The organism is Nocardioides sp., from assembly GCF_025965415.1.
GTDB lineage: Bacteria > Actinomycetota > Actinomycetes > Propionibacteriales > Nocardioidaceae > Nocardioides.
Map to the genome: position 1 here is coordinate 1 of NZ_JAOPWY010000031.1, position 19,786 is coordinate 19,786.

Consider the following 19,786-nt stretch of genomic DNA (forward strand, 5'->3'; position numbering starts at 1 on the left):
AGGCCCCGCGGGCCTTCTTGTCGAGGCGCATGACCGCCTGGAGCCGATCCCAGTCGCCGGGGTAGCCGGTCGGCAGCCCGAGAGCGGCGATCAGCGACCGGTGGCGGTCGACGTCGGCGCGCGACAGCAGCCCGGCCCGTGCGGCGAGCTCGGAGGCAAAGACCAGCCCGACGGCGACCGCCTCGCCGTGCCGCCAGCCGAAGTCCTCGACCCGCGCGATCGCGTGGCCCAGCGTGTGGCCGGACTTGAGGAACTCGCGGCGTCCGGGTGGTGCAGGTGCCCACCACGCTGCTGGGCATGGTCGACGCCGCGGTCGGCGGCAAGACCGGCATCAACACCGGCGCCGGCAAGAACCTGGTCGGTGCCTTCCACGAGCCCGCCGGCGTGCTGTGCGACCTGTCCCTGCTGGCCTCGCTGCCCCGCGAGGAGCTGGTCGCCGGCCTGGGCGAGGTCGTCAAGTGCGGCTTCATCGCCGACCCGGCCATCCTCGACCTCGTCGAGCGCACCGACCCCGCCGCCCTCACCGCCGACTCCGCCGAGCTGCGCGAGCTCGTCGAGCGCGCGATCCGGGTCAAGATCGACGTGGTCGTCGGTGACCTCAAGGAGACCGGGGCCTCGGGCGGGATCGGGCGCGAGGTCCTCAACTACGGCCACACCCTGGCCCACGCCATCGAGCGCACCAGTGACTACACCGTGCGCCACGGCGAGGCCGTCGCGATCGGCTGCGTCTACGCCGCCGAGCTCGCCGCCCGTGCCGGCTCGCTCGACCCGGCAGTGGTGGCTCGGCACCGCTCCGCGCTGTCGCGCGTCGGGCTGCCGACGTCGTACGACGCCGCCTCCTTCGACGACCTGCACGCCGCGATGAAGGTCGACAAGAAGGCGCGGGGATCGCAGCTGCGGTTCGTCGTGCTCGACGACCTGGCCTCCCCGCGGATCCTCGCCGGCCCCGGCGAGGACGACCTGCGAGCGGCGTACGAGGCGATAACCTCCGCCGGGTGACCGACCCGGACGTCCAGGTCTCCGACTCCGGAGGCACCATGCAGCGGCTGGCGGGGCGCGCGACCGCGCGGCCCGTGGACCTGGACCTGCTGGAGCCCGAGCGGCTGCTCGGCGCGGAGCCGAACTGGCGTGACGCGGGAGTGCCCCCCTTCCTGGAGCCCGGCGCCGAGCTGCACTGGCGCTACGGCCGGAGGCTCGATCCGATGCGCGTCGTGCGCGACGACGAGCGGGGGCTGGTGGCCTGGCTCGCCGAGGACACCGCGGTCGTCGCCTCGGCGGCCGCCGACGGCCGCGCTCTGCGCGAGCTGCCTCTGGCCGAGCGGTTCACGGGCGATCGCATGCCCGTCCTGAGCCGGTGGAACGGTGGCGGGATCTTGCGGATCGCGCCCACCGGTCGGCCGTGGTCGGTCTGGCTGTTCCGGGACGCCGACGGCTCGTTCGCCGGGCACTACCTCAACCTCGAGCTGGTTCACCGACGGCAGGGCAACGTGTCAGCGACGCGCGACCTCACGCTCGACCTCTGGCTGGAGCCGTCGGGGGAGCTGTGGCTCAAGGACGCCGACGAGCTGGAGGCCGCCACGCAGGCCGGGCGCTACTCGCCCGCGATGGCCGACGAGGTCCGGGCGATCGCCGAGTGGGCGCGCGCCGAGGTCGTGGAGGCACGCGACTGGGCGCTCGACGAGGAGTGGCAGACGTGGCGGCCTCCGGCCGGCTGGACCGTCCCGTCCCTGCCGGACACCGACGAGGTCCGAGAGGCGCGGCGCACTACGCTGCCCCGATGAAGGTCCTCGTCCTCAACGGCCCCAACCTCGGGCGACTCGGTCGCCGGCAGCCGGAGATCTACGGCACCACGACCCACGCCGAGCTCGCCCACCAGTGCGTCGAGTGGGGTCGTGACCTCGGCCTCGAGGTGGAGGTCCGCCAGACCAACCACGAGGGTGAGCTGCTCGACTGGCTCAACAAGGCCGCCGACGACGGCGTGCCTGTCGTGCTCAACGCCGGGGCGTGGACGCACTACTCGCTCGCGCTGTACGACGCCTGCGCCCAGCTCACCGCACCGCTGGTGGAGGTGCACATCTCCGACCCCAAGAAGCGTCCCGAGGCGTTCCGGCACACCTCCGTCGTCGAGGAGCACGCGATCGAGACGGTCGCCGGGCAGGGCGTGGACGGCTACCGCCAGGCACTGGAGCTCCTCGCCACCCGGCCCTGACGTGGCACCATCGCCCCATGGACGCACCTTCCGTCGAGGTCAGCGCGATGGCGATCAACGTGACCATCCCCGAGGCGCTGCGCTGGCGTGACGTCCGGCGCGAGGAGGAGTTCGAGCTCCAGACCCTCAACGTCCGGATGCTGCCCGACGGCTCGCTGGCGGCCAAGGCCTACGGGCGACCGGTCGCCGGTGGACGCGGTGCGTACGTCTCCTTCCCCGTCCCCGACCGGCCCGAGCTGGCGGCGCTCGTCTCGGCCGCCGCCGACGAAGCGGGCCGGCGCTGGAGCAGCCACCGCTGACCAGGTCGGTGCACCCCTGCGGACCGTTGGCGTGCGTCCGCGCCCGGCGTAGGGTGCGAGGGCCGGGGTCGCCAGTGCTCACCGGTCAGGTGGTGCCGTCCTCGGTGGTCGACGATGAGGACCGTGGGTCCGGACGGGCCGGTGGCATGGACGCGCATGCTCCCCGTGATCCGATCGCCTTCCACGACGCGCTCGGCGAGCTGCAATCGCTCGTCCTGTCGGTGCCGGAGGTCGAGTCGTTCCTCGACGAGGTCGCCGGTCTCGCGGCGTCCGCGTTCGGGGACCACGTGGCCTGCGGGATCACGACGCGCTATGACTCCCACCCGGTGACGACGGCGGCGAGCGACGACCGTGCGGCCATCGTGGACGAGAGGCAGTACGGCGCCGGCCACGGGCCGTGCCTCGAGGCCATGCGGACCGGACTCGTCGTGGACGTGCCCGACCAGGAGGCCGACCAGCGCTGGGGCGCCTACCGCCTCGCCGCACTGGGCCTGGGCGTCCGGTGCTCGGTGAGCCTGCCGCTGATCGTCGACACGGAGTCGGTGGGCGCCCTCAACCTCTACGACTTCCAGCGCGCGGGGAGCTTCGACGGCGATGCCCGGCTGCGGGCCGAGGTGTTCGCCGCGCAGGCCTCCACCGCACTCACGCTGGCGCTGCGCTTCAACGACCAGGCGGAGAGGTCGCGCCAGCTGGTCGAGGCGCTGTACGCGCGCTCGATGATCGACCAGGCGGTCGGGATCCTGATGGCACAGCAGTCGTGCGATGCCCGTACGGCGTTCACGCTGCTGCGGGCCCGGTCGCAGAGCGCCAACCGCAAGCTCCGGCTGGTGGCGGCCGACGTCATCGAGCACGCCACCGGACTTCCTCCCTCCGGTCCGACACCCTTCGAGGACCCACCGGGTCCGGGGACGGTCTGAGCCCGACGATCCGGTCTTCCGCTCGGCACGGTTCGGGACTACGGTGAGGACTGGTTGGGAGGTCAGCCGGCGGCGCTCACACGGCCGCGACCGAGCGGACTCCAGGACCTGCCGATGGACGACCGAAGCCAGCGCTACGCGGGTGACCTCGACCGGCTGACGCACGCCGTGCTCGCCTGGACGAACGTCCCGCGCCCGTGTGCTGGTGCCGCGGCCGAGCAGGACGCGAGCACCGTCGTTCGTGCCAAGGGGCTGCGAGCCCGCCACATCGACACCAGCTGACGGGGGGTCCGGGGGGACAGCCCGCGGTCCGCTTGCGCAGTCGGGCCGCGGGCACTCCCTCGGGCGGGGCTCTGTGCTTGGATCGCTCGCGTGCTGTCCTTCCGCCAGGTCGATGTCTTCAGCGCCGAGCCCTGGCTCGGCAACCCGCTCGCCGTCGTGCACGACGCCGACGAGGTGAGCGAGGAGCAGATGGCCCGCTTCGCGCGCTGGACCAACCTCTCCGAGACGACGTTCCTCTGCGCGCCGACCGATCCCGCTGCCGACTACCGCGTCCGGATCTGGACGACCAGCGGCGAGCTGCCGTTCGCCGGCCACCCGACCATCGGCAGCGCACATGCGTGGCTTGAGGCCGGGGGAGTGCCGCGCGGCGACGTGCTGGTGCAGCAGTGCGGCGCCGGGCTCGTCGACGTACGCCGCTCGCCGCGCCTCGGCTTCGCGGCACCACCACTCCGGCGCTCCGGACCGGTCGACGCCGACCTGCGGGCGCGGGTGCTCGCGGGTCTTGCGGTCGACGAGGCAGCGGTGCACGACATGGCGTGGATCGACAACGGCCCGGGCTGGATCGGCGTCGACCTCGGCACCGCGGAGGCCGTCCGGGCGCTCGTCCCGGACGTCGCCGCCTTCACCGACCTCAAGGTGACCGTCATCGGTCGCTGCGCGACTGCCGAGGCGGCGGACCTCGGGGCGGACGTCGAGGTTCGGGCGTTCTACGCCGACGGCCGCGACTTCGGCGAGGACCCGGTCACGGGCAGCGCCAACGCGGGACTGGCTCAGTGGCTCATCGGCAGTGGTGCCCTGCCCCCGGCGTACACCGCCCGGCAGGGGAGCGTCATCGGACGCGAGGGACGGGTGCGCGTGGAGGCCGACGCGGGCGAGGTCTGGGTCTCCGGCGACGCGGTCACGCGGATCGTCGGTGAGGTCGACCTCTAGGACGTCAGAGCGAGTCGAGCCAGGCGTCGATCGGCACGTCGCCGTCGCCGAAGACGAGCGTCTTGCGCGAGGCCCGCGGGTCGTCGATGACCGCGAGCGCCACCTGGGCCACGAGCTCGCGCGAGGTCTCGTCGCCGTCGTTGAAGGCGGCGTCGGGGTTGACCGAGCCGCGGCTGGGCTCGAGCGTGAGCGTGCCGGGGCCGAGGATCGTCCAGTCGAGCTCTGTGGAGCGCAGGTGCTCGTCGGCGGCGATCTTGGCGTCCTGGTAGTGCCGGAACGGGTCGTCCTCCGGCACCAGCAGCTCGGCGGACGAGCCGGAGAACGACACCATCACGTAGCGCCCGACGCCCGAGGCAGCTGCGGCGTCCATCGACCGGATCGCGGCGTCGCGGTCGACGGCGTACGTCCGCTCCGGGTTGCCGCCGCCGGCGCCGGCGGACCACACGACGGCGTCCTGGCCCGAGAGCAGCTCGGCGAGGGTGTCGGCGTCGGCGTCCTCCACCGACGAGACGACGGCCGTGGCGCCGGTCGCCTCGACGTCGGCGACGTGGTCGGGGTTGCGGATGACGGAGGTGACCTCGTGGCCCGCCTCGACCAGCAGGGGAGCCAGGAGGAGGGCGATCTTGCCGTGTCCGCCGAAGATGGTGATGCGCATGGTGTCGACGGTACCCGGCCTTGGTTTCGACACGCTCGCTGCGCTCGCTGCTCAACCAGCGGCGGCTGGGTGGACCGTCGGTCGAGCAGGGCGAGGAACGAGCCCGTGTCGAAACCAGCGGCGGGTCGGGTGGACCGTGGGTTGAGCAGGGTGAGGGACGAGCCCGTGTCGAAACTGCGGCGGCTGGGTGGACCGTCGGTCGAGCAGGGCGAGGAACGAGCCCGTGTCGAAACCAGCGGCTCGGCGACGACGGCTCCCGGCGCCGCAACCCAACGGGCACGACGGAGGACCGGGCCGAGCATTTCATGGCTCTCGCGGGCCGCGACTAGACTGGCGCGTCGGCGCCGGGCCACCTCGGCCAGCGCCCGCTCATCCTTGACAACTCGACGAAGGCGGACAGAGAGCACATGGCAAGCACCAACGACCTCAAGAACGGCATGGTCCTGCGGATCGAGGGGCAGCTCTGGGCCGTCGTCGAGTTCCAGCACGTCAAGCCCGGCAAGGGCCCGGCCTTCGTGCGCACCAAGCTCCGCAACGTCGAGTCGGGCAAGAACGTCGACAAGACGTTCAACGCCGGCACCAAGGTCGAGACGGCCAACGTCGACAAGCGCACCATGCAGTACCTCTACAACGACGGCTCGTCCTACGTCTTCATGGACACCAGCACCTACGAGCAGCTCGAGGTCACCCCCGAGGTGGTCGGCGACGCCAAGAACTTCATGCTGGAGAACCAGGAGGCCATCGTCGCCACCAACGACGGTCGCGTCCTGTTCATCGAGCTCCCCGCGTCGGTCGAGCTGCTCATCGCCGAGACCGAGCCGGGCCTGCAGGGCGACCGCTCCACCGGCGGCACCAAGCCCGCCACGCTCGAGACCGGCCACACCATCGCGGTGCCGCTCTTCATCACGACCGGCGAGAAGGTCAAGGTCGACACGCGCGACTCGTCCTACCTCGGCCGCGTCAAGGGCTGACGACTCCACGTGGCTGCCCGTTCCAAGGCCCGCAAGCGCGCGCTGGACATCCTGTTCGCCTCCGAGCTCCGCTCCGAGGACCCCGTCATGGCGCTCGACCGCGCCATCGAGGCCGGCGAAGGCCCGACCAACGACTACACCAGCACGCTGGTGCGGGGCGTCGTCGAGCACCTGCCGCGCATCGACGAGGTGCTGACGACCTACAGCAAGGGTTGGACGCTCGCCCGGATGCCGGCGGTGGACCGCAACGTGCTGCGGATCGGTGTCTACGAGCTGCTGTGGGGCGACGCCGACGTACCGGAGTCGGTGGCCGTCAGCGAGGCCATGCACCTGGTGCAGGACCTGTCGACCGACGAGTCGCCCACCTTCGTCAACGGGCTCCTCGGGTCGATCATGCGCGACCGCGCGAGCCTCGCCTGACGCCTCACCCCTAGGGGCGCAGGCGTGCTCGCGGCCGGGCCACGGCAGGTCTAGGTTGGCGCCATGAATGCCGCCTCCCACACCGCCGAGTCCGTCCACGGCAGCCCCTGGCTGGACCACGCGATCCGCGCCGGGCTCATCGCGTACGGCGTCGTGCACCTGCTCGTCGGCTGGCTCGCCCTCCAGCTCGCCTTCGGTGAGAAGGAGGACCAGGCCTCCAACTCCGGGGCCATGCACTACCTCGCGCAGCAGCCGCTGGGCGGCTTCCTGGTGTGGGTGATCGCGATCGGGATGCTCTTCCTCGTCATCTGGCGGCTGCTCGAGTTCGCCTTCGGCTACCCGGAGGAGTCCGACGAGAAGAAGCGGTGGCGCAAGCGCGCGACGTCGCTCGGCAAGGCGATCATCTACGGCGCGATCGCGTACAGCGCCTTCAAGACCGCCACCGGCGACGGCGGCGGGAAGGGCGGCACCGACTCGACGACGGCGAAGATCATGGATCTGCCGGGCGGCCAGCTGATCGTCGGCGTGATCGCACTGGCGATCATCGGCTACGGCATCTCGCTCATCGTGCGCGGCTGGACCGAGAAGTTCCGCGAGAACCTCGACGCGCAGGGCCAGTCCGGCCAGGACGGCTCGGCGTACGTCGTGCTCGGCAAGGTCGGCTACATCGCGAAGGGCGTCTCCATCGCCATCGTCGGCGGTCTCTTCGGCTACGCCGCCATCACCCACAACGCGAAGAAGTCCGGCGGGCTCGACCAGGCGCTGCAGACCGTGCTCGAACAGCCCTTCGGTCCGGTGCTCCTGACCGCGATCGCCATCGGCATCGCGGCGTACGGGCTCTTCTGCTTCGCCCGTGCCAAGCACCTCTCGCGCTAGCGGGGTACGCCGATCGCCACGGCGAGCGCGGTGGTGACCATGTGGTCGCGCACCTGCTCCGCAGTGACGCGGCTGATGCGCGGCACCCCCGGGGCCTCCTCGGAGACGAGCATCGCGACGCGGCCGAGCTGCAGGGTGCCGAGGCCGCTGGCGTAGAGCATGTTGGCGAGCAGGCGCGGGTCCGCGACGTGGAAGGCGCCGCTCTCCGCGCCGGCCTCGATGGTGCGCGTGAGCACCGACAGGCAGCCGCTGATGGCCTGGCCGAGCCGATACATCGCGCTCTCGCTGACCTCCTCGAGGAGGTCACCGCCGGGTCGCCGCATGATCGACTGGGCGCAGTCGACGAAGGCCGGGTGGGCGAGGCCGTAGGTGACGAACGCCTCGACCAGCCGCTCCAGCTGCGCGCGGGGCTCGGACGTCGTCTCCGCGGCCTCCTCGAGCGCCCCGCGCAGCTCGTCGAGGTATTGCACGAGCGTGAGGCTGAAGAGCTCCTCCTTGCCCGTGAAGTGGCGATAGATGATGGCGCGGTTGACGCCGACGGCCTGGGCGATGTCCTCGATCTGGGCGTCGCGGACGCCGCGCTCGTCGAAGAGCCGCCGGGTCGCGGAGATGATCTCGCCCTCCCGGGCCCGTCGTCGGGCCGCGGCAGTGCTGCCTCGCCCGTTGACCGACGGGGTCGTGGACTTGGAGCTCATGGGGCCAGTCTAGGGAGCGGGCGCGGGCGGACCGTGTGTGGTTCGATGCGGCATGGCTCGTCTGGGACTCCGTCGTACGCTCGTCGTCCTCCTGCTGCTCCTCGCCGGACTGGCGCCGCTGTCCGCGCCGGCAGCCGCTGCACCGGCCGACCCGGCCGTGGCGGAGGGCCGGTTCGCCGGCACTGCCCGGCTGCCGGGCTGCTCGGGGTCCGTCGTGCGCTGGGCCGCCGCGCTGGACGACGACCCGGCCGTGGTGCTGACCAACGGCCACTGCGTGCAGACCCCGTTCCTCGGCGCGCGGGACGTGCTGGTCGACGAGCGGCAGCACAAGCGGATCGAGCTGCTGGACGGTGCCGGCGACGTCGCCATGACCGTCCGCGGCGTCCACCTGCGCTACGCCTCGATGTATCGCACCGACCTCGCGGTCTACGAGCTCCGCGAGTCGTACGCCGACCTCGCCGCCGGCGGTGTCACGCCGCTGGTCCTGGCCACCGCGGGCCCGTCGCGCGGTGACGAGATCCGGATCCCGTCCGGCTACTGGGTCGAGCAGCGCGGCTGCACCACCACCGGCACGGCGTACCGCGTCCACGAGCGCGAGTGGGACTGGTGGCGCTCCATCCGGCTGCCCGCCCTCGACGGCTGCCGGATCCGCGGCGGCTACTCCGGCTCGCCGATCGTCTCGCGGACGACCGGAGAGGTCGTGGGGATCGCGAACACCGGCTACGTCGGCGGCCGGCGCTGCATCGACTCCGCCTGCGAGGAGAACCAGCGCGGCGTCGTACGGATGGTGCGCCACATGAACTACGGCCAGCAGACCTGGTGGCTGAGCACCTGCGTCGGTGCCGACCGGCGCTTCGACCTCTCCGTGGCCGGCTGCAGGCTGGCGGAGCCGGGGGAGTGACCGGCTAGCGCAGGTCCTTGCGCAGGTGGACGTCCTCGACCCCGGCGCCGTTGTCGAGGAACGTACGACGCGCGCCGGTGTCGTGGCCGTAGACCCGCAGGTGCACGTCGCGGACCCCGAGCTCGTGCACGTGGCGCCGTAGTGCACCCAGGAACGCCGGCGTGAGCCGCTGTCCGCGGTGCTCGGGGAAGAGGTCGATCGTGTTGCCGTGGAAGTCCAGTGCGCCGTCGCGCTCCACCAGCGTCGCCCAGGCGCGGCCGACCGCGACACCGTCGACCGTGCCGGTCACCAACAGCTCGTCCGCGGGCGGGGGGTCCTCGGCGAGCCGGGCCAACCGGGCATCCAGCTCGCCGAGCTGTGAGGTCTCCGGGTCGACGACACCGGCCCTCGACATCCCGGCACGCAGCTGCTCGGCCACGTCGGCGACGAACCGTGCGCGCTCGTCGGCGTCCATCGGCCGGACGGCGACCCGCCGGTCCTCCTGCAGCTCGGGCGCCGAGGCGGGGTCGAGCCGTTTGCCGATGGTGGTCATGGTCGCTTGGAACCCGGCCGCGCCGAAGACGCGGGCCAGCTCCGGGGCGACCGCCGTCGTGAGCACGTCGGCACCGCGAGACCGCGCGAAGCCCTCGAGTGCCGCGACCGTGGCCGACCATTCACTGTCGGCGTCGCGGGGGAGCGTCGTCTGCAGGACCCGGACCGCGCAGCGACGTCGACCCGCGTCGTCGCCGTGCTCGAGCAGCGCGCCGCCGACCACGACCTCGCGAACCGTCAGGGTGACGGCCTCGAGCTGCCGGTCGTCCGACGGCTCCGGCAGGGGTGTGCCGGCCGCGGACCTGGACGCGCGCCAGGCGTCCAGGTCCGCCACCGGCATCGGGTCCACGCGAGCGGTGCTCACCGGAGGCGGAGCACCTTCGACGTGAACGCGAAGAAGCGGGAGTTCGGGAGCAGTCGCACGCGGTAGCGCGTGACCCGGTTGCCGTTGATGTCGTCCACGTTGACGGACGCATCGCCCGACTCGTCGAGGTCAGCGGCCTCGAGGACGCGCCAGAAGCCGCCCGCGGTCAGGACGTGGATCCGGACCCGATGGCCGGCCGCCGACGCCGGTCCGCGGACGCGGAGCCGGTTGACGTCCGCGCCCTTGTCGGAGCCGGTGAGCCGGAGCTCGATCCTGCCCTTGCCCGGCGCCGGCGTGGGCGGCGAGGTGGGCGTCGGGGTGGGCGTCGGGGTGGGCGTGGGGGTCGGCGTCGGGGTGACGGGAGGAACGGCGACCTCGGTGAAGTCGGCGGTCGCGTCGACCGTGTCGCCCAGGCCGCGGGCCGTCACCTTCAGCGTCCCACCGGTCTCGGCGGGGCCGCCGCTCTCGACGACGTCGCCGACGGTCACCCGGAAGGTGCCGGTGCGGCTGGTGGTGAGCTCGCCGTCGAGCACGCGTTCCTCGTCGATGACGAGCGCGGCGTCGGCCGAGGTGCCGGGAGCCTGCTCGGTGCCGCGGACGTAGGCGAGGTCGAGGACGCGGCCGGCGAGCGGCTCACCCTCGACCGTGAGGCTGCCGTCGTAGGTGATGGTGCCGCCGGACGGGGCGGTGCCGGCCAGGGGGGAGAGGTCGAGCACGGCGTCACCGGCGACGAAGGTCACGGGTTCCTGCGGCATGCCGCCCGCACTGTCAGGTGCGGTGAAGCTCAGGGTGTACTCGCCGTCGGGACCCGCCGGGTCGAACGGGACCACGACCCGGCCGCTCGGGTCGGTGGTCACGGTCGTGGGTTCGGTCGGCTCCTGGTCGCTCGGGTAGAGCGAGTACGACACCTCCTGCTCGGCGGCGATCGGGTCGCCACCCTGGTCGAGGACCTGGAGCGCGATGTCGCCGTCGGCGTACTCCTGGTCGTCGAAGACCGTGCCGTCGGCGAGCTCTGCACCGGTGGCGGTCGCGACCGGCACGTAGGCGGGCGTCGTGATCTCGCCCGTCGCGTGGTCGACGCCCTGCTCGAAGAGGTCGGCGTCGGTGGTGTTGACGTAGTAGCCGGCGGAGACCGACCCGCTGGGGACGGTGTCGCTGACGAGGCCGTCGGCATCGGTGTAGCCGACGACGCTGCCGTTGGCGGAGCGACGCACCTCGGCGCCGACGACCGGGTCGCTGAACTGGTCGCGAACCAAGAGCGTGACGAGGGTGTCGTCGCGGCCGGCGGTGGAGAAGCTGGACGAGATCGTGCTGATCGTCTGGGCGCGGAGCTGCACGGGTGCGACGGCGTCGGAGTCCCGCTCGGCCCGCACGGCCACGACGTCCCCGGCGCCCACGTCGAAGGGGGTGATGTCCAGGACGCCCGTGAACGCACCGCCGTCGACGTAGGTCGGGGCCGAAGGCAAGCCCGTCACCTTCAGCGAGACCGGGCTCACGGCTGCGGAGACGCTGCCGACGAAGCTGCCGGTCTGGGGGTTCCACGCCGACAGCTCGACGGTGCCGTCGGTCGCGGACGTCCCGCCCTCCACCGTCAGGAGGTCCTTGTCCCTGCCGGAGTCCGCGTAGGGCTGGGCGAAGAACGCACCGTGCGAGGCCGAGCCGGAGTAGGAGCTGACGGGGCCGAGCGACACGGCGTGGACGGGCGACGCGTCCCCGGTGACGGCGACGTCGTTCCGCGTGGAGTACGTCGTCGTGGCGGGCGTCGTCTCGGTCGCAGGCACGGTCGCCACCGCGCGCAGCGCGACGGTGGAGCCGGCCACGCCAGAGGCACTCCACTCCGTGGTGGCGTAGACCCCGGACTGGCTGCTGGAGCCGTCGTTGACCTGGTTCCAGCCGGTGCTGTCGTTCCCGGCCGCAGCGTTGGTGTTCCACTCGAAGTGGATCGTCGCGCTCCGGTCCAGCCGCTGCGCGGTGAGGGTCACGGTGAGGCCGAGGGGGTTGTCCGCGTCGCGACGGACGGAGGCGATGCCGTCCTGCACGCTCAGCAGCCGCACGCCGGCGCCGTCCGCTGCGTTCGCCGGGACCGTGGCCCCGAGTCCCGTGATCACGAGCGCACTGACCGCGCTCACCGCCAGTCCCTGACCGAGCCTGCTGAGCTGCATCGTCACCCTTTGCTGCCTGGCGCCCGTGTCCCACTGACCGGACGAGCCTCGGCGACACTACGTCGTCGGCGTGCTGCGCGCTGGCGTTCGGAGGATCCTTGAGGTGCTTCTGAAAGATCGGTGGGCCCGCGGTCCCTCCCCAGGGGTGAGGTGACCGTCATCGTCCGGGCCGTCAGCCGGCGAGGTGACCGCGCACGGTGTCGATCGTGTCGGCCTCGGCGGCCGGCTTGTCGTCGCGGTAGCGGATCACCCGCGCAAACCTCAGCGCGACGCCGCCGGGGTAGCGGGTGGAGCGCTGGAGGCCGTCGAAGGCGATCTCGACGACCTGCTCGGGGCGCACGTGCACGACGTAGGAGCTGCGGTCGACCGGCGACGCCGCCAGCTCGGTGAACCGCTCGGTCTGCCAGGCGAGCATCTCGTCGGTCATGCCCTTGAACGTCTTCCCGAGCATCACGAAGCCCGACTCCGACGACTCGTCGCGGGCGCCGAGGTGGATGTTGGAGAGCCAGCCCTCTCGCCGACCGGAGCCCCACTCGACGGCGAGCACGACGAGGTCGAGGGTGTGGACCGGCTTGACCTTGACCCACGCCGAGCCGCGGCGGCCGGCGGCGTACGGCGCGGAAAGGTCCTTGAGGACGACACCCTCGTGACCTGCCGCGACTGTCTCGGTCGCGAAGGCATCGGCGGCTGCCGCGTCGGAGGTGACCAGTCGTCGTACGCGGTGCTGCTCGGGGACAAGCGCGTCGAGGGCGGCGAGCCGCTGGTGCCCGGGGGAGTCGAGCAGGTCGCGGCCGTCGACGTGGAGCAGGTCGAAGAAGTGTGGCGTGACGGCGACGCCGGTGTCCTGTGCGGTGCGGCTGGCGGTGTCCTGGAAGGCCATCGGGCGCCCGTCCTCGGAGAGCGCCAGTGCTTCGCCGTCGAGGACGAAGCGCTCCGCCGGCAGCGACCGGGCGACCTCCACGACCTCCGGCAGCCGGCCGGTGATGTCGTCGAGGCTGCGGGTCACCACCAGCACGTCGTCGCCGTCGCGGTGGACCTGGATCCGGATCCCGTCGAGCTTGGCATCGATCGCGACCTCGGTCATGCCGTCGGGGGAGAGGCCGGCCATCGCCGCGGCGACGTCGGGCGCGCTGGAGGCGAGCATCGGCATGATCGGCCGACCGACCTCCAGGCCGATCGCTGCGAGCGCCTCCTCGCCCTCGAAGGCGGCCCCGGCCGCGGCGACCGTGCTGCCGGCGAGCATCGCGGCACGGCGTACGGCGGTGAGCGGCACGCCCGCAACCTGTGCGACGGCCTCCTGGGTGACGGCGTCGAGCGCGCCCTGGCGCAGGTTGCCGGTGGCGACGGCACGCAGCCAGGCCTGCTCCGCCTCGGTCGCGCGACCGAAGAGCGCGGTGACCGCGTCGCGACGCGCCTGCTGGGACCCGGCGCCGGCGATGGCGGACATGGCCTCGAACGCCTCGTGGACCTCGAGCACCGACAACGACGCCTCGGACGCCGGCGGAGGGAGGTCGCTGACCCCGCGCCACCCCAGGCCCGTACGCCGCTGGCGCAGCGCTCCGCCGAGGTAGGACACGACGATCTCGAGCTCGGCCGGCTCGACGTCGGCCAGCGCCTCTGCGAGCGCAGCCACCTTCGCCTTGCGGGAGCGGGTGGCGGCGACGGAGGCGGAGGTCGCGACGAGGTCGGCGAGCAACATGCCCCCATCCTGCCGCCCGCCACCGACACCGGCTCACCCGAACGGGCAAGATGGTCACGTGGCAGATCCGCAGCTCTACGTCCCGCGCTTCAACCAGATGGCGCCCGACGACGTACGCCCCTTCGTCCACGCAGTCGCGACCGCCCAGCTCGTCACGGTGGGCGACGACGGGCTGCCCGACGCGACCTTCCTGCCGGTGCTGTGGGAGGGCGACCGCCTGGTCGGCCACCTCGCCCGCGCCAACGCCCACTGGCGCCGCATCGTCGACGGCTCGCCGGCACTGGCGATCGTCACCGGGCCGGACACCTACGTGAGCCCGAGCTGGTATGCCACGAAGGCCGAGCACGGCAAGGTCGTCCCGACGTGGAACTACTCCGTGGTCCACCTGCGCGGCCGGATCCTGGTCCACGACGACGCCGACTGGGTGCGCGCCCTCGTCACTCGCCTCACCGACCGCCACGAGCAGCCGCGCGACGAGCCGTGGGCGGTCACGGACGCGCCGGACGACTACATCGCCAAGAACCTCCTCCCCATCGTCGGCGTCGAGCTGGTCGTCGAGAGCGTCGAGGCGAAGGCGAAGCTCAGCCAGAACCGCTCCGACGAGGACCGGGCGGGTGTCGCTGCCGGCCTGGCCGCCGACGGGGTCGATCCTTCCTCGCTCGTCCAGCCGTGAAGCCGGGCCGCGTCCGCGAGCGCTTCACCGGCCGCATCGCCGGCGTCGGGAGCACCAGCGGCGTCCGCATCGTCGTGGGTCGCTGGGACGACGGCCCGTGGGGCTCGTTCGCGGACGTGATGGTGGAGGACGCCGCCGGCCACCGCGTGCTGCTGGCGCCGGACGAGCGGGTGCGCGACTTCGTCGCCGCGACCTACTCCTTCGACGAGCACGTCATCGAGCCGGTCGACGTCTCGGACACCTCCGACGGCTGGCTGGTCTCGACGCCATCCCTCTCGCTACGCCTGGTCGTGGGAGCCCGTACGCCGCTGGGCGCGGCGCTCGCGCTCGTGCCGGCTCGCGTAGCGACGGCGCCTGCCTGGTGCGCAGCGGTCGATCCGGTCGCGCGGGTCGTCCTGCGCGGCGTGCGTACTCGCGGGACGGCCGGGGGAGAGCGGCGGGAGTGGTACGGCGCGACCTCGGTCGTCGCGGTGACCGCGATCGAGGGGGAGTGGCGCGGTGCTGACCTCGGCGCGCTCGCGCCGGTGGACCCGCCCTGCCGGTTCGGCTTCTCGAGTACGCCGAAGCGGCCGTCCGTGACGAGCGTCGTGACGACGATCGAGCGTCCGGTGTCGTTGACAGCGAGGGTTGAGACGTGACCGAGGGTGTATCCCAGCTCGCCCACTAAGACCTAACCTTCCCGAGCATTTCGAGCGCGCCCGCTAGGCCTACGGACCCGTCACCGCAAGGCTCAATTGCCAGCCGTAGCGACACAAAATGGTCGCACTTGTGTCGGAATCACCGTCAGTTGGGCGCAGTCGGAGGCGGCGCGGCGGCTGCGATGGCCGCGTACAGGTCGTCGTCGCTGGGGATAGCGCGTCGCTCCGGCGCCTACGTGCAGAATTGCGGAAGGCGTGGCGCGTGAGTTTTCAAGGACGAGATGTTCTGAGAATCCCGCGCACGTTGCCTCCGACAATTCCCAGTGACGTACTGAAGAGGTGTCGGCTCGGCTGCGTGTTTCCCGCGCATTCGTCCAGGACCGCGGCGGTCAGTAGCCACCGACCGGCGACTTCGAGCGCATTGACGAGGTTGGGGTCAAGGTCGTCTTCTGGCTGGTGTTTCACGTGGTTGTACGAGGCCCAGAACTTGCTCAGCCACACGTTGGGGTCACCGATCCAATCGTTCCAGGATGGGTCGACGATGCGGACGATTGCGCCGGGCAGGTCCTCGTCCTTGACCTTCTTCGCCCATTCGTGGCCCCGTCGGTGCGCCGCTACCCACGACTCCATGGCGGCAGCTGTTGAGAGGAGCCGAGCCTCCGGGGTCTGGGTCGGTTCCAGAACATGCCGCACGACCGGGGTCACCGCGCGCCGATGACTCCGCACGATTTCGACCCAGTTCGCAACCGTCGGGAGGCCGCCCAGCTCGTCGAGCCCGAAGTGTGGAAAGAAATGCGCGGCGTCATGCGAACCGTCCGCTGACATGAATGAGGTCTCCCAGAAGCCGCTCCAGTCCGAATCTGCGGTCAATCTCGCGGATCCCCCGAAAGCCTGGACCCGCTCGCGGTGCGCGATATTGAGGAGTGCATGAACGGCGTCGAGGCGACCGATGTGTTCATGGATGCTGCGTCGATCAGAGGACTCAACGGTGACGATGAGCGGGGTGGCGAAGGTCCGACGACCGAACTCACCCCCCACACTCCAACCTGTGCTGAACCGCAGCTTGAAACTGTCGTCGAGGGGGACGGTGATTCCTTTGGCGTAGCGAAGCTCGGCGCTCCAGCCGACGTGCTTGCCGTCCTCGATGAGTGGGTCGTCCCGGTAGATCTGCTCGGGGAGCCACTTGTGAAGACCGTGGTATGCGAACTGCACCGCTACGACCTGGTCGTCGTCGACCAACTCCAGGTCGAGGTCAACGATCACTCCATGTGCCATGTACTTGGCCACCTTGAGTTGGCCTGCGCCGTTTCCTCGGGTCCTGATGTCGACGAGCAGAATGTCGCCCGCCTCGGTGCTTCCGCCGACAGCTTTAGCGCCGAGAGGGAGTCCCTCGTAATCGAACGCCTCATCATCGGCGACAAGCTTCGCGACGACCGCGTCCTCGTCTAGTTTGATCAGCCCGGTGAGGTGCCGCTCCTGCGGCGGGTCCGTCGCCGGCGCAAGGAGCCCGACTACTCCCTCGCGTAATTGGTCCATCTGTTCGGCTCGCCTCACGCAAACTCACCTCTTGGTTGTTCGTATGTACTCAGCGCCCTCACGCGCCTAGCTGAGACTGCACCTTGCAGATCCCCTCCGACATTGACGCAACGTGTTGCTCGAGTGGCTGCCGCCGCGAACCCGCTAGCCCGCTCCGCCGCCTGTCGGGCGGGCATCTCATGCGGGAGCGTGAGCTGCTCAGTCGTCTGTTCGCCCCTCGACCCTCTCGTCTTCGGGATCGGACGCTGCGAGATCTTCGGCTGCCTTCTTGCGCCTCAGTCGTGAAGCGACGCCGGTGCCTGCGCCCTTGAGCGCGGAGAGGGCCTGCGGTTCGTCAGGGATGCCGTCGCCATCGCGATCGACGCTGCGGAATGCACGAGTGCCGGTGGACATGGCACCCGTCATCACGCCACCGACCGCCTTTGCGGCCGACAGGGCCTGCGGCTCGTCGGCGATGCCATCGCCGTCCAGATCGACACTGCGGAAGACCCGGGTCGATCGATCGGCGGCATTGGACACCCAGGCACCCGTCGTCTTCGCGCCTTCTTCGAGTGCCACCAGGGCTCGGTTCGGTTCGTGTTCCTCGTCGGCCTTGGCCAGCAATGCATCGGAGAGATGCTCTGGGAACTCTTCGGGCGCATCCGCGAAGGCGACCCGCGCCGCCTCGACCACCTCGCCGCCGAAGAGGAACCTTGTAGCGCCGCCGGCAAGGGCACCCACGCCGTACTCGATCACGCTTTGCTGCTTGCCATTCAGCGCAGTGCGCGCTGTCTCGAGTTGCCCCGTTTGGACCGTGCGGACCAAGTCTTGAGCGGCGCCTCCCGGAAGCGTGTCTGCCAAAGTGTTGGCCCAGTGTGACCAGTCGTTTCGGCCGGAGGCAATCGTCTGACCGACACTCGCCGTCGCGCCTTCTTTGTGAGCCACATCGGTCGCCATCGCAGCGATCTGCTGCTGGCTGACGCGCCCATTCGACAAGCCGTAGACAAGCGCGTGCGCCTGCTCTTGATCAAGCGACATGTCATGGATCTCGGCAACTGCGAGGGCGAATACGGCCGTGATCTCGAACTGGAGCTGCTCATCACCGGCCGGTAGGAGCTGTACCGCTCGCTCGGCGCCCGTTCTTGCAGCGCTTCTGGCGGCGCCTTTGACCGCTGACTTGGCCACGGCAGTCTTGGCAGCCTTGGTGGCTACCTTCTTCGCCGCCACTTTGGCCGCACCTTTGCTGGCTTCCTTGCTAGCTGCCACACCTGGAATGAGTGCCATACCCACGTTGGCCGCGATCGTCCCTGCTGTCACGACGCCGCCTGCAACTGTGATCGCGGTGACGTAGTGCCGCTCCAGCAAGGCGATGATCTCTGCGGGACTCGCCTCCGGGTTTCGCTTGCGCAGTCGCATCACGTATCTACGGGCGATCTTGTGGCGGGCACTCACCGCCCGGGCGATCTCCTGCTCGGCAATCTCTGGCTGCAGTTCCGCCGACACGGTGACGGCTTCGAAATCACTCATCGTCGGTGGGGCCTTCTACGTCGACTGCGCCGCTCACCGGTGCCTCGCTTTCCGCCATAGCCTCAATGCGCGACTGCCCCTGGTCGCTGTTGCCGTCCGGGCTGGACACTTCGGTGCCGTCCTGGGAGGAGTAGTCGGTCGAGGCAAGGGCAGCCGGGACGGTGTCATCAAGCTCGGGAGGTTCGGGGTGGACAGGCCGCAGCTTTGGAGGTGCGGCCGCCCAGGCTCGCAACGAACCGAGGACTTCGGCGTAGAAGCCGTCCACGGCGGTCAGAACCGAATCGATGAAGGAGCCGCGCCCCCGCCCACGTTTGGTGCCGAGCGTCGAGCTCACCGCCAAGCGGAATGACCGTAGGTCCTTGGTCGGATCGAGGACGAGGGACGAGGGGTTCTCCCGCACCACGCCAAGCAGTTCGGCTGCCTGTGAGCCCCGGGCGTGGGCGACGAACGCTTCCACCCGAGTTGCATCGGGTGCGTTCTTGAGCTGGCGGAGCAGCCAGTTCACTCGCGTGGTGGCTCGTCCCTCCTTCGGCGCATCTACGTCGACGTGGCAGGTGACCTTCCCGGCGCGTAGGTCGGCGGTCACGACGAGGTGCCCCGCTGTGCCTGGGATGCGGATCGCACCCGAGAGCTCTCCCGTGGCGCAGAGCGACTGCGCCAAGGCCTGGGCCCGGACCACCGGGTCGGCTGCTTCCGTGCGGCTCAGCACCGGCACAACCTCGGTGCCGAGCTGCCGACCGAGCTGGAGACTGGCGAACCGCAGAAGCGCGTCGAAGCGGGCGACCACTTCGGTGATGCCCTTATCCGAAACGCGCAACGTGCCGGCGGCGACCTGGTCTCGGACTCCAACCCAGGCCTCGCCCATGTCGTCGAACTCAAGGGCTCCGGACTTGCGGTGTTCGAGGTAACGGATGAGTTCGCCCAGGATCCAGGCTTGGTCCGGGTCCGCGACACCACGGAACTCCTTCTGCATGACCGCCTCGGCAAGGACTTGGGACCAGGAGAGGTGGTGCAGCGACACCTTCTTGAGCTTGCGCTTGTCGACCTTGGTCGGGTGCTGCCCGGCGACGGCAGGGATCTCGTTGGAGATGGTGAGGACGGCGTCGTAGTTCTGCTCGCGAGCGATATCGAGATAGTTCTCGAGCTGCTCGGACGCCAGTTCGTTGGGGCCCGTCTTGACTTCGACAAGTGCAGTCCAGGTCTTGGCTCCGCGGGTGACGCGGATCAATCCGTCGGGGTAGAGCCGACGCTCGCCCAGGACGAAGGGGACTTCGATGAAGCACTCGATAGCCCCGCTGGGCGCACCGAAGGGCTTTACGAAGCCGCGCCCGAACTCTCGGACGGCCGACAGCACCGCTAGAAGAGCAGAGGTGGCTCGCCGCTCCTGCTCCTCCGCGCCGTTGATACCCGAGGTCGGGATCAACCGTGCCTCATGCCAAGCCTCTTCGGCCATGTTTCCCCCGTGCTTACGTTGAATGCACCCGCGTCATTGAGCGACCGCTGCCCCGCAGACGTTAGCGAA

The 19,786-nt window shown here is 70.7% G+C and carries 21 protein-coding genes and 1 pseudogene; 13 read left to right on the plus strand and 9 right to left on the minus strand.

Features of this window, described 5'->3' with window-relative positions; all coding sequences use genetic code 11:
• A pseudogene (locus JWN97_RS03360) lies at positions 1-232 on the minus strand (3-dehydroquinate synthase); the annotation flags it as partial.
• Between the two features lie 44 nt (positions 233-276).
• Between JWN97_RS03360 and JWN97_RS03365 the strand changes: the two are divergent.
• From JWN97_RS03365 to JWN97_RS03395, 7 genes are all read left to right on the plus strand, one after another.
• Positions 277-999, plus strand: coding sequence for a 3-dehydroquinate synthase family protein (locus JWN97_RS03365; protein ID WP_363321249.1), 723 nt, complete (start codon positions 277-279; stop codon positions 997-999).
• Positions 996-1,781 (plus strand): DUF402 domain-containing protein, encoded by a 786-nt coding sequence (locus JWN97_RS03370; RefSeq protein ID WP_297618235.1) that lies wholly within the window; start codon positions 996-998, stop codon positions 1,779-1,781. Before JWN97_RS03365 ends, JWN97_RS03370 begins: the two co-directional genes overlap by 4 nt.
• Positions 1,778-2,209 carry a type II 3-dehydroquinate dehydratase gene (locus tag JWN97_RS03375; protein WP_297618238.1) on the plus strand — a complete coding sequence of 144 codons (432 nt, stop codon included), beginning with the start codon at positions 1,778-1,780 and terminating at the stop codon, positions 2,207-2,209. The genes JWN97_RS03370 and JWN97_RS03375 overlap by 4 nt, the downstream gene beginning before the upstream one ends.
• Before the next feature lie 17 nt (positions 2,210-2,226).
• A complete protein-coding gene (locus tag JWN97_RS03380; RefSeq protein WP_297618243.1) occupies positions 2,227-2,508 on the plus strand; it encodes a hypothetical protein in 282 nt (93 codons plus the stop codon).
• Between the two features lie 146 nt (positions 2,509-2,654).
• Positions 2,655-3,425 (plus strand): GAF and ANTAR domain-containing protein, encoded by a 771-nt coding sequence (locus JWN97_RS03385; protein ID WP_297618246.1) that lies wholly within the window; start codon positions 2,655-2,657, stop codon positions 3,423-3,425.
• 114 nt (positions 3,426-3,539) lie between these two features.
• The gene (locus JWN97_RS03390) at positions 3,540-3,707 is read left to right on the plus strand and encodes a hypothetical protein (RefSeq protein WP_297618249.1); all 168 of its coding nucleotides are present in this window, start codon (positions 3,540-3,542) and stop codon (positions 3,705-3,707) included.
• A 90-nt stretch (positions 3,708-3,797) separates the two neighbouring features.
• Positions 3,798-4,637, plus strand: coding sequence for a PhzF family phenazine biosynthesis protein (locus JWN97_RS03395; protein ID WP_297618252.1), 840 nt, complete (start codon positions 3,798-3,800; stop codon positions 4,635-4,637).
• A 4-nt stretch (positions 4,638-4,641) separates the two neighbouring features.
• Here the strand turns inward: JWN97_RS03395 and JWN97_RS03400 are convergent, their stop codons facing one another.
• A complete protein-coding gene (locus JWN97_RS03400; RefSeq protein WP_297618255.1) occupies positions 4,642-5,292 on the minus strand; it encodes an SDR family oxidoreductase in 651 nt (216 codons plus the stop codon).
• 407 nt (positions 5,293-5,699) lie between these two features.
• Between JWN97_RS03400 and efp the strand changes: the two genes are divergently transcribed.
• The 3 genes from efp to JWN97_RS03415 all read left to right on the plus strand — a co-directional run bounded on the left by efp (position 5,700) and on the right by JWN97_RS03415 (position 7,559).
• Positions 5,700-6,263 carry an elongation factor P gene (gene efp / locus JWN97_RS03405; protein ID WP_297618259.1) on the plus strand — a complete coding sequence of 188 codons (564 nt, stop codon included), beginning with the start codon at positions 5,700-5,702 and terminating at the stop codon, positions 6,261-6,263.
• Between the two features lie 9 nt (positions 6,264-6,272).
• A complete protein-coding gene (gene nusB / locus JWN97_RS03410; RefSeq protein ID WP_297618262.1) occupies positions 6,273-6,683 on the plus strand; it encodes a transcription antitermination factor NusB in 411 nt (136 codons plus the stop codon).
• Positions 6,684-6,746: 63 nt separating this feature from the next.
• Positions 6,747-7,559 (plus strand): DUF1206 domain-containing protein, encoded by an 813-nt coding sequence (locus JWN97_RS03415; protein ID WP_297618265.1) that lies wholly within the window; start codon positions 6,747-6,749, stop codon positions 7,557-7,559.
• Here JWN97_RS03415 and JWN97_RS03420 read toward each other — a convergent pair.
• Positions 7,556-8,254, minus strand: coding sequence for a TetR/AcrR family transcriptional regulator (locus tag JWN97_RS03420; protein ID WP_297618268.1), 699 nt, complete (start codon positions 8,252-8,254; stop codon positions 7,556-7,558). The two genes, JWN97_RS03415 and JWN97_RS03420, sit on opposite strands and share 4 nt — an antisense overlap.
• 52 nt (positions 8,255-8,306) lie before the next feature.
• Between JWN97_RS03420 and JWN97_RS03425 the strand changes: the two genes are divergently transcribed.
• On the plus strand, positions 8,307-9,155 hold the full coding sequence (locus JWN97_RS03425) for a serine protease (RefSeq protein WP_297618270.1): 849 nt from the start codon (positions 8,307-8,309) through the stop codon (positions 9,153-9,155).
• Between the two features lie 4 nt (positions 9,156-9,159).
• Here the strand turns inward: JWN97_RS03425 and JWN97_RS03430 are convergent, their stop codons facing one another.
• The 3 genes from JWN97_RS03430 to JWN97_RS03440 form a co-directional block, all read right to left on the minus strand.
• Positions 9,160-10,050, minus strand: coding sequence for a hypothetical protein (locus JWN97_RS03430; protein WP_297618273.1), 891 nt, complete (start codon positions 10,048-10,050; stop codon positions 9,160-9,162).
• The gene (locus JWN97_RS03435; protein ID WP_297618276.1) at positions 10,047-12,218 is read right to left on the minus strand and encodes a hypothetical protein; all 2,172 of its coding nucleotides are present in this window, start codon (positions 12,216-12,218) and stop codon (positions 10,047-10,049) included. Before JWN97_RS03435 ends, JWN97_RS03430 begins: the two co-directional genes overlap by 4 nt.
• A gap of 166 nt (positions 12,219-12,384) precedes the next feature.
• Positions 12,385-13,911, minus strand: coding sequence for an ATP-dependent DNA ligase (locus JWN97_RS03440; RefSeq protein WP_297618278.1), 1,527 nt, complete (start codon positions 13,909-13,911; stop codon positions 12,385-12,387).
• A gap of 58 nt (positions 13,912-13,969) precedes the next feature.
• Here JWN97_RS03440 and JWN97_RS03445 point away from each other — a divergent pair, with 58 nt between their 5' ends.
• Both JWN97_RS03445 and JWN97_RS03450 read left to right on the plus strand, forming a co-directional pair.
• A complete protein-coding gene (locus JWN97_RS03445; RefSeq protein ID WP_297618280.1) occupies positions 13,970-14,584 on the plus strand; it encodes an FMN-binding negative transcriptional regulator in 615 nt (204 codons plus the stop codon).
• Positions 14,581-15,222, plus strand: coding sequence for a hypothetical protein (locus tag JWN97_RS03450; protein ID WP_297618291.1), 642 nt, complete (start codon positions 14,581-14,583; stop codon positions 15,220-15,222). Before JWN97_RS03445 ends, JWN97_RS03450 begins: the two co-directional genes overlap by 4 nt.
• Positions 15,223-15,492: 270 nt before the next feature.
• Here JWN97_RS03450 and JWN97_RS03455 read toward each other — a convergent pair whose 3' ends face one another.
• From JWN97_RS03455 to JWN97_RS03465, 3 genes are all read right to left on the minus strand, one after another.
• Positions 15,493-16,776: a hypothetical protein gene (locus JWN97_RS03455; RefSeq protein ID WP_297618294.1), complete on the minus strand. Its 1,284-nt coding sequence runs from the start codon at positions 16,774-16,776 to the stop codon at positions 15,493-15,495.
• A gap of 180 nt (positions 16,777-16,956) precedes the next feature.
• Entirely contained in the window at positions 16,957-18,264 is a 1,308-nt protein-coding gene (locus JWN97_RS03460) for a hypothetical protein (protein ID WP_297618297.1), read from the minus strand.
• Entirely contained in the window at positions 18,257-19,717 is a 1,461-nt protein-coding gene (locus JWN97_RS03465; RefSeq protein WP_297618300.1) for a hypothetical protein, read from the minus strand. The genes JWN97_RS03460 and JWN97_RS03465 overlap by 8 nt, the downstream gene beginning before the upstream one ends.
• Positions 19,718-19,786: the final 69 nt, after the last annotated feature.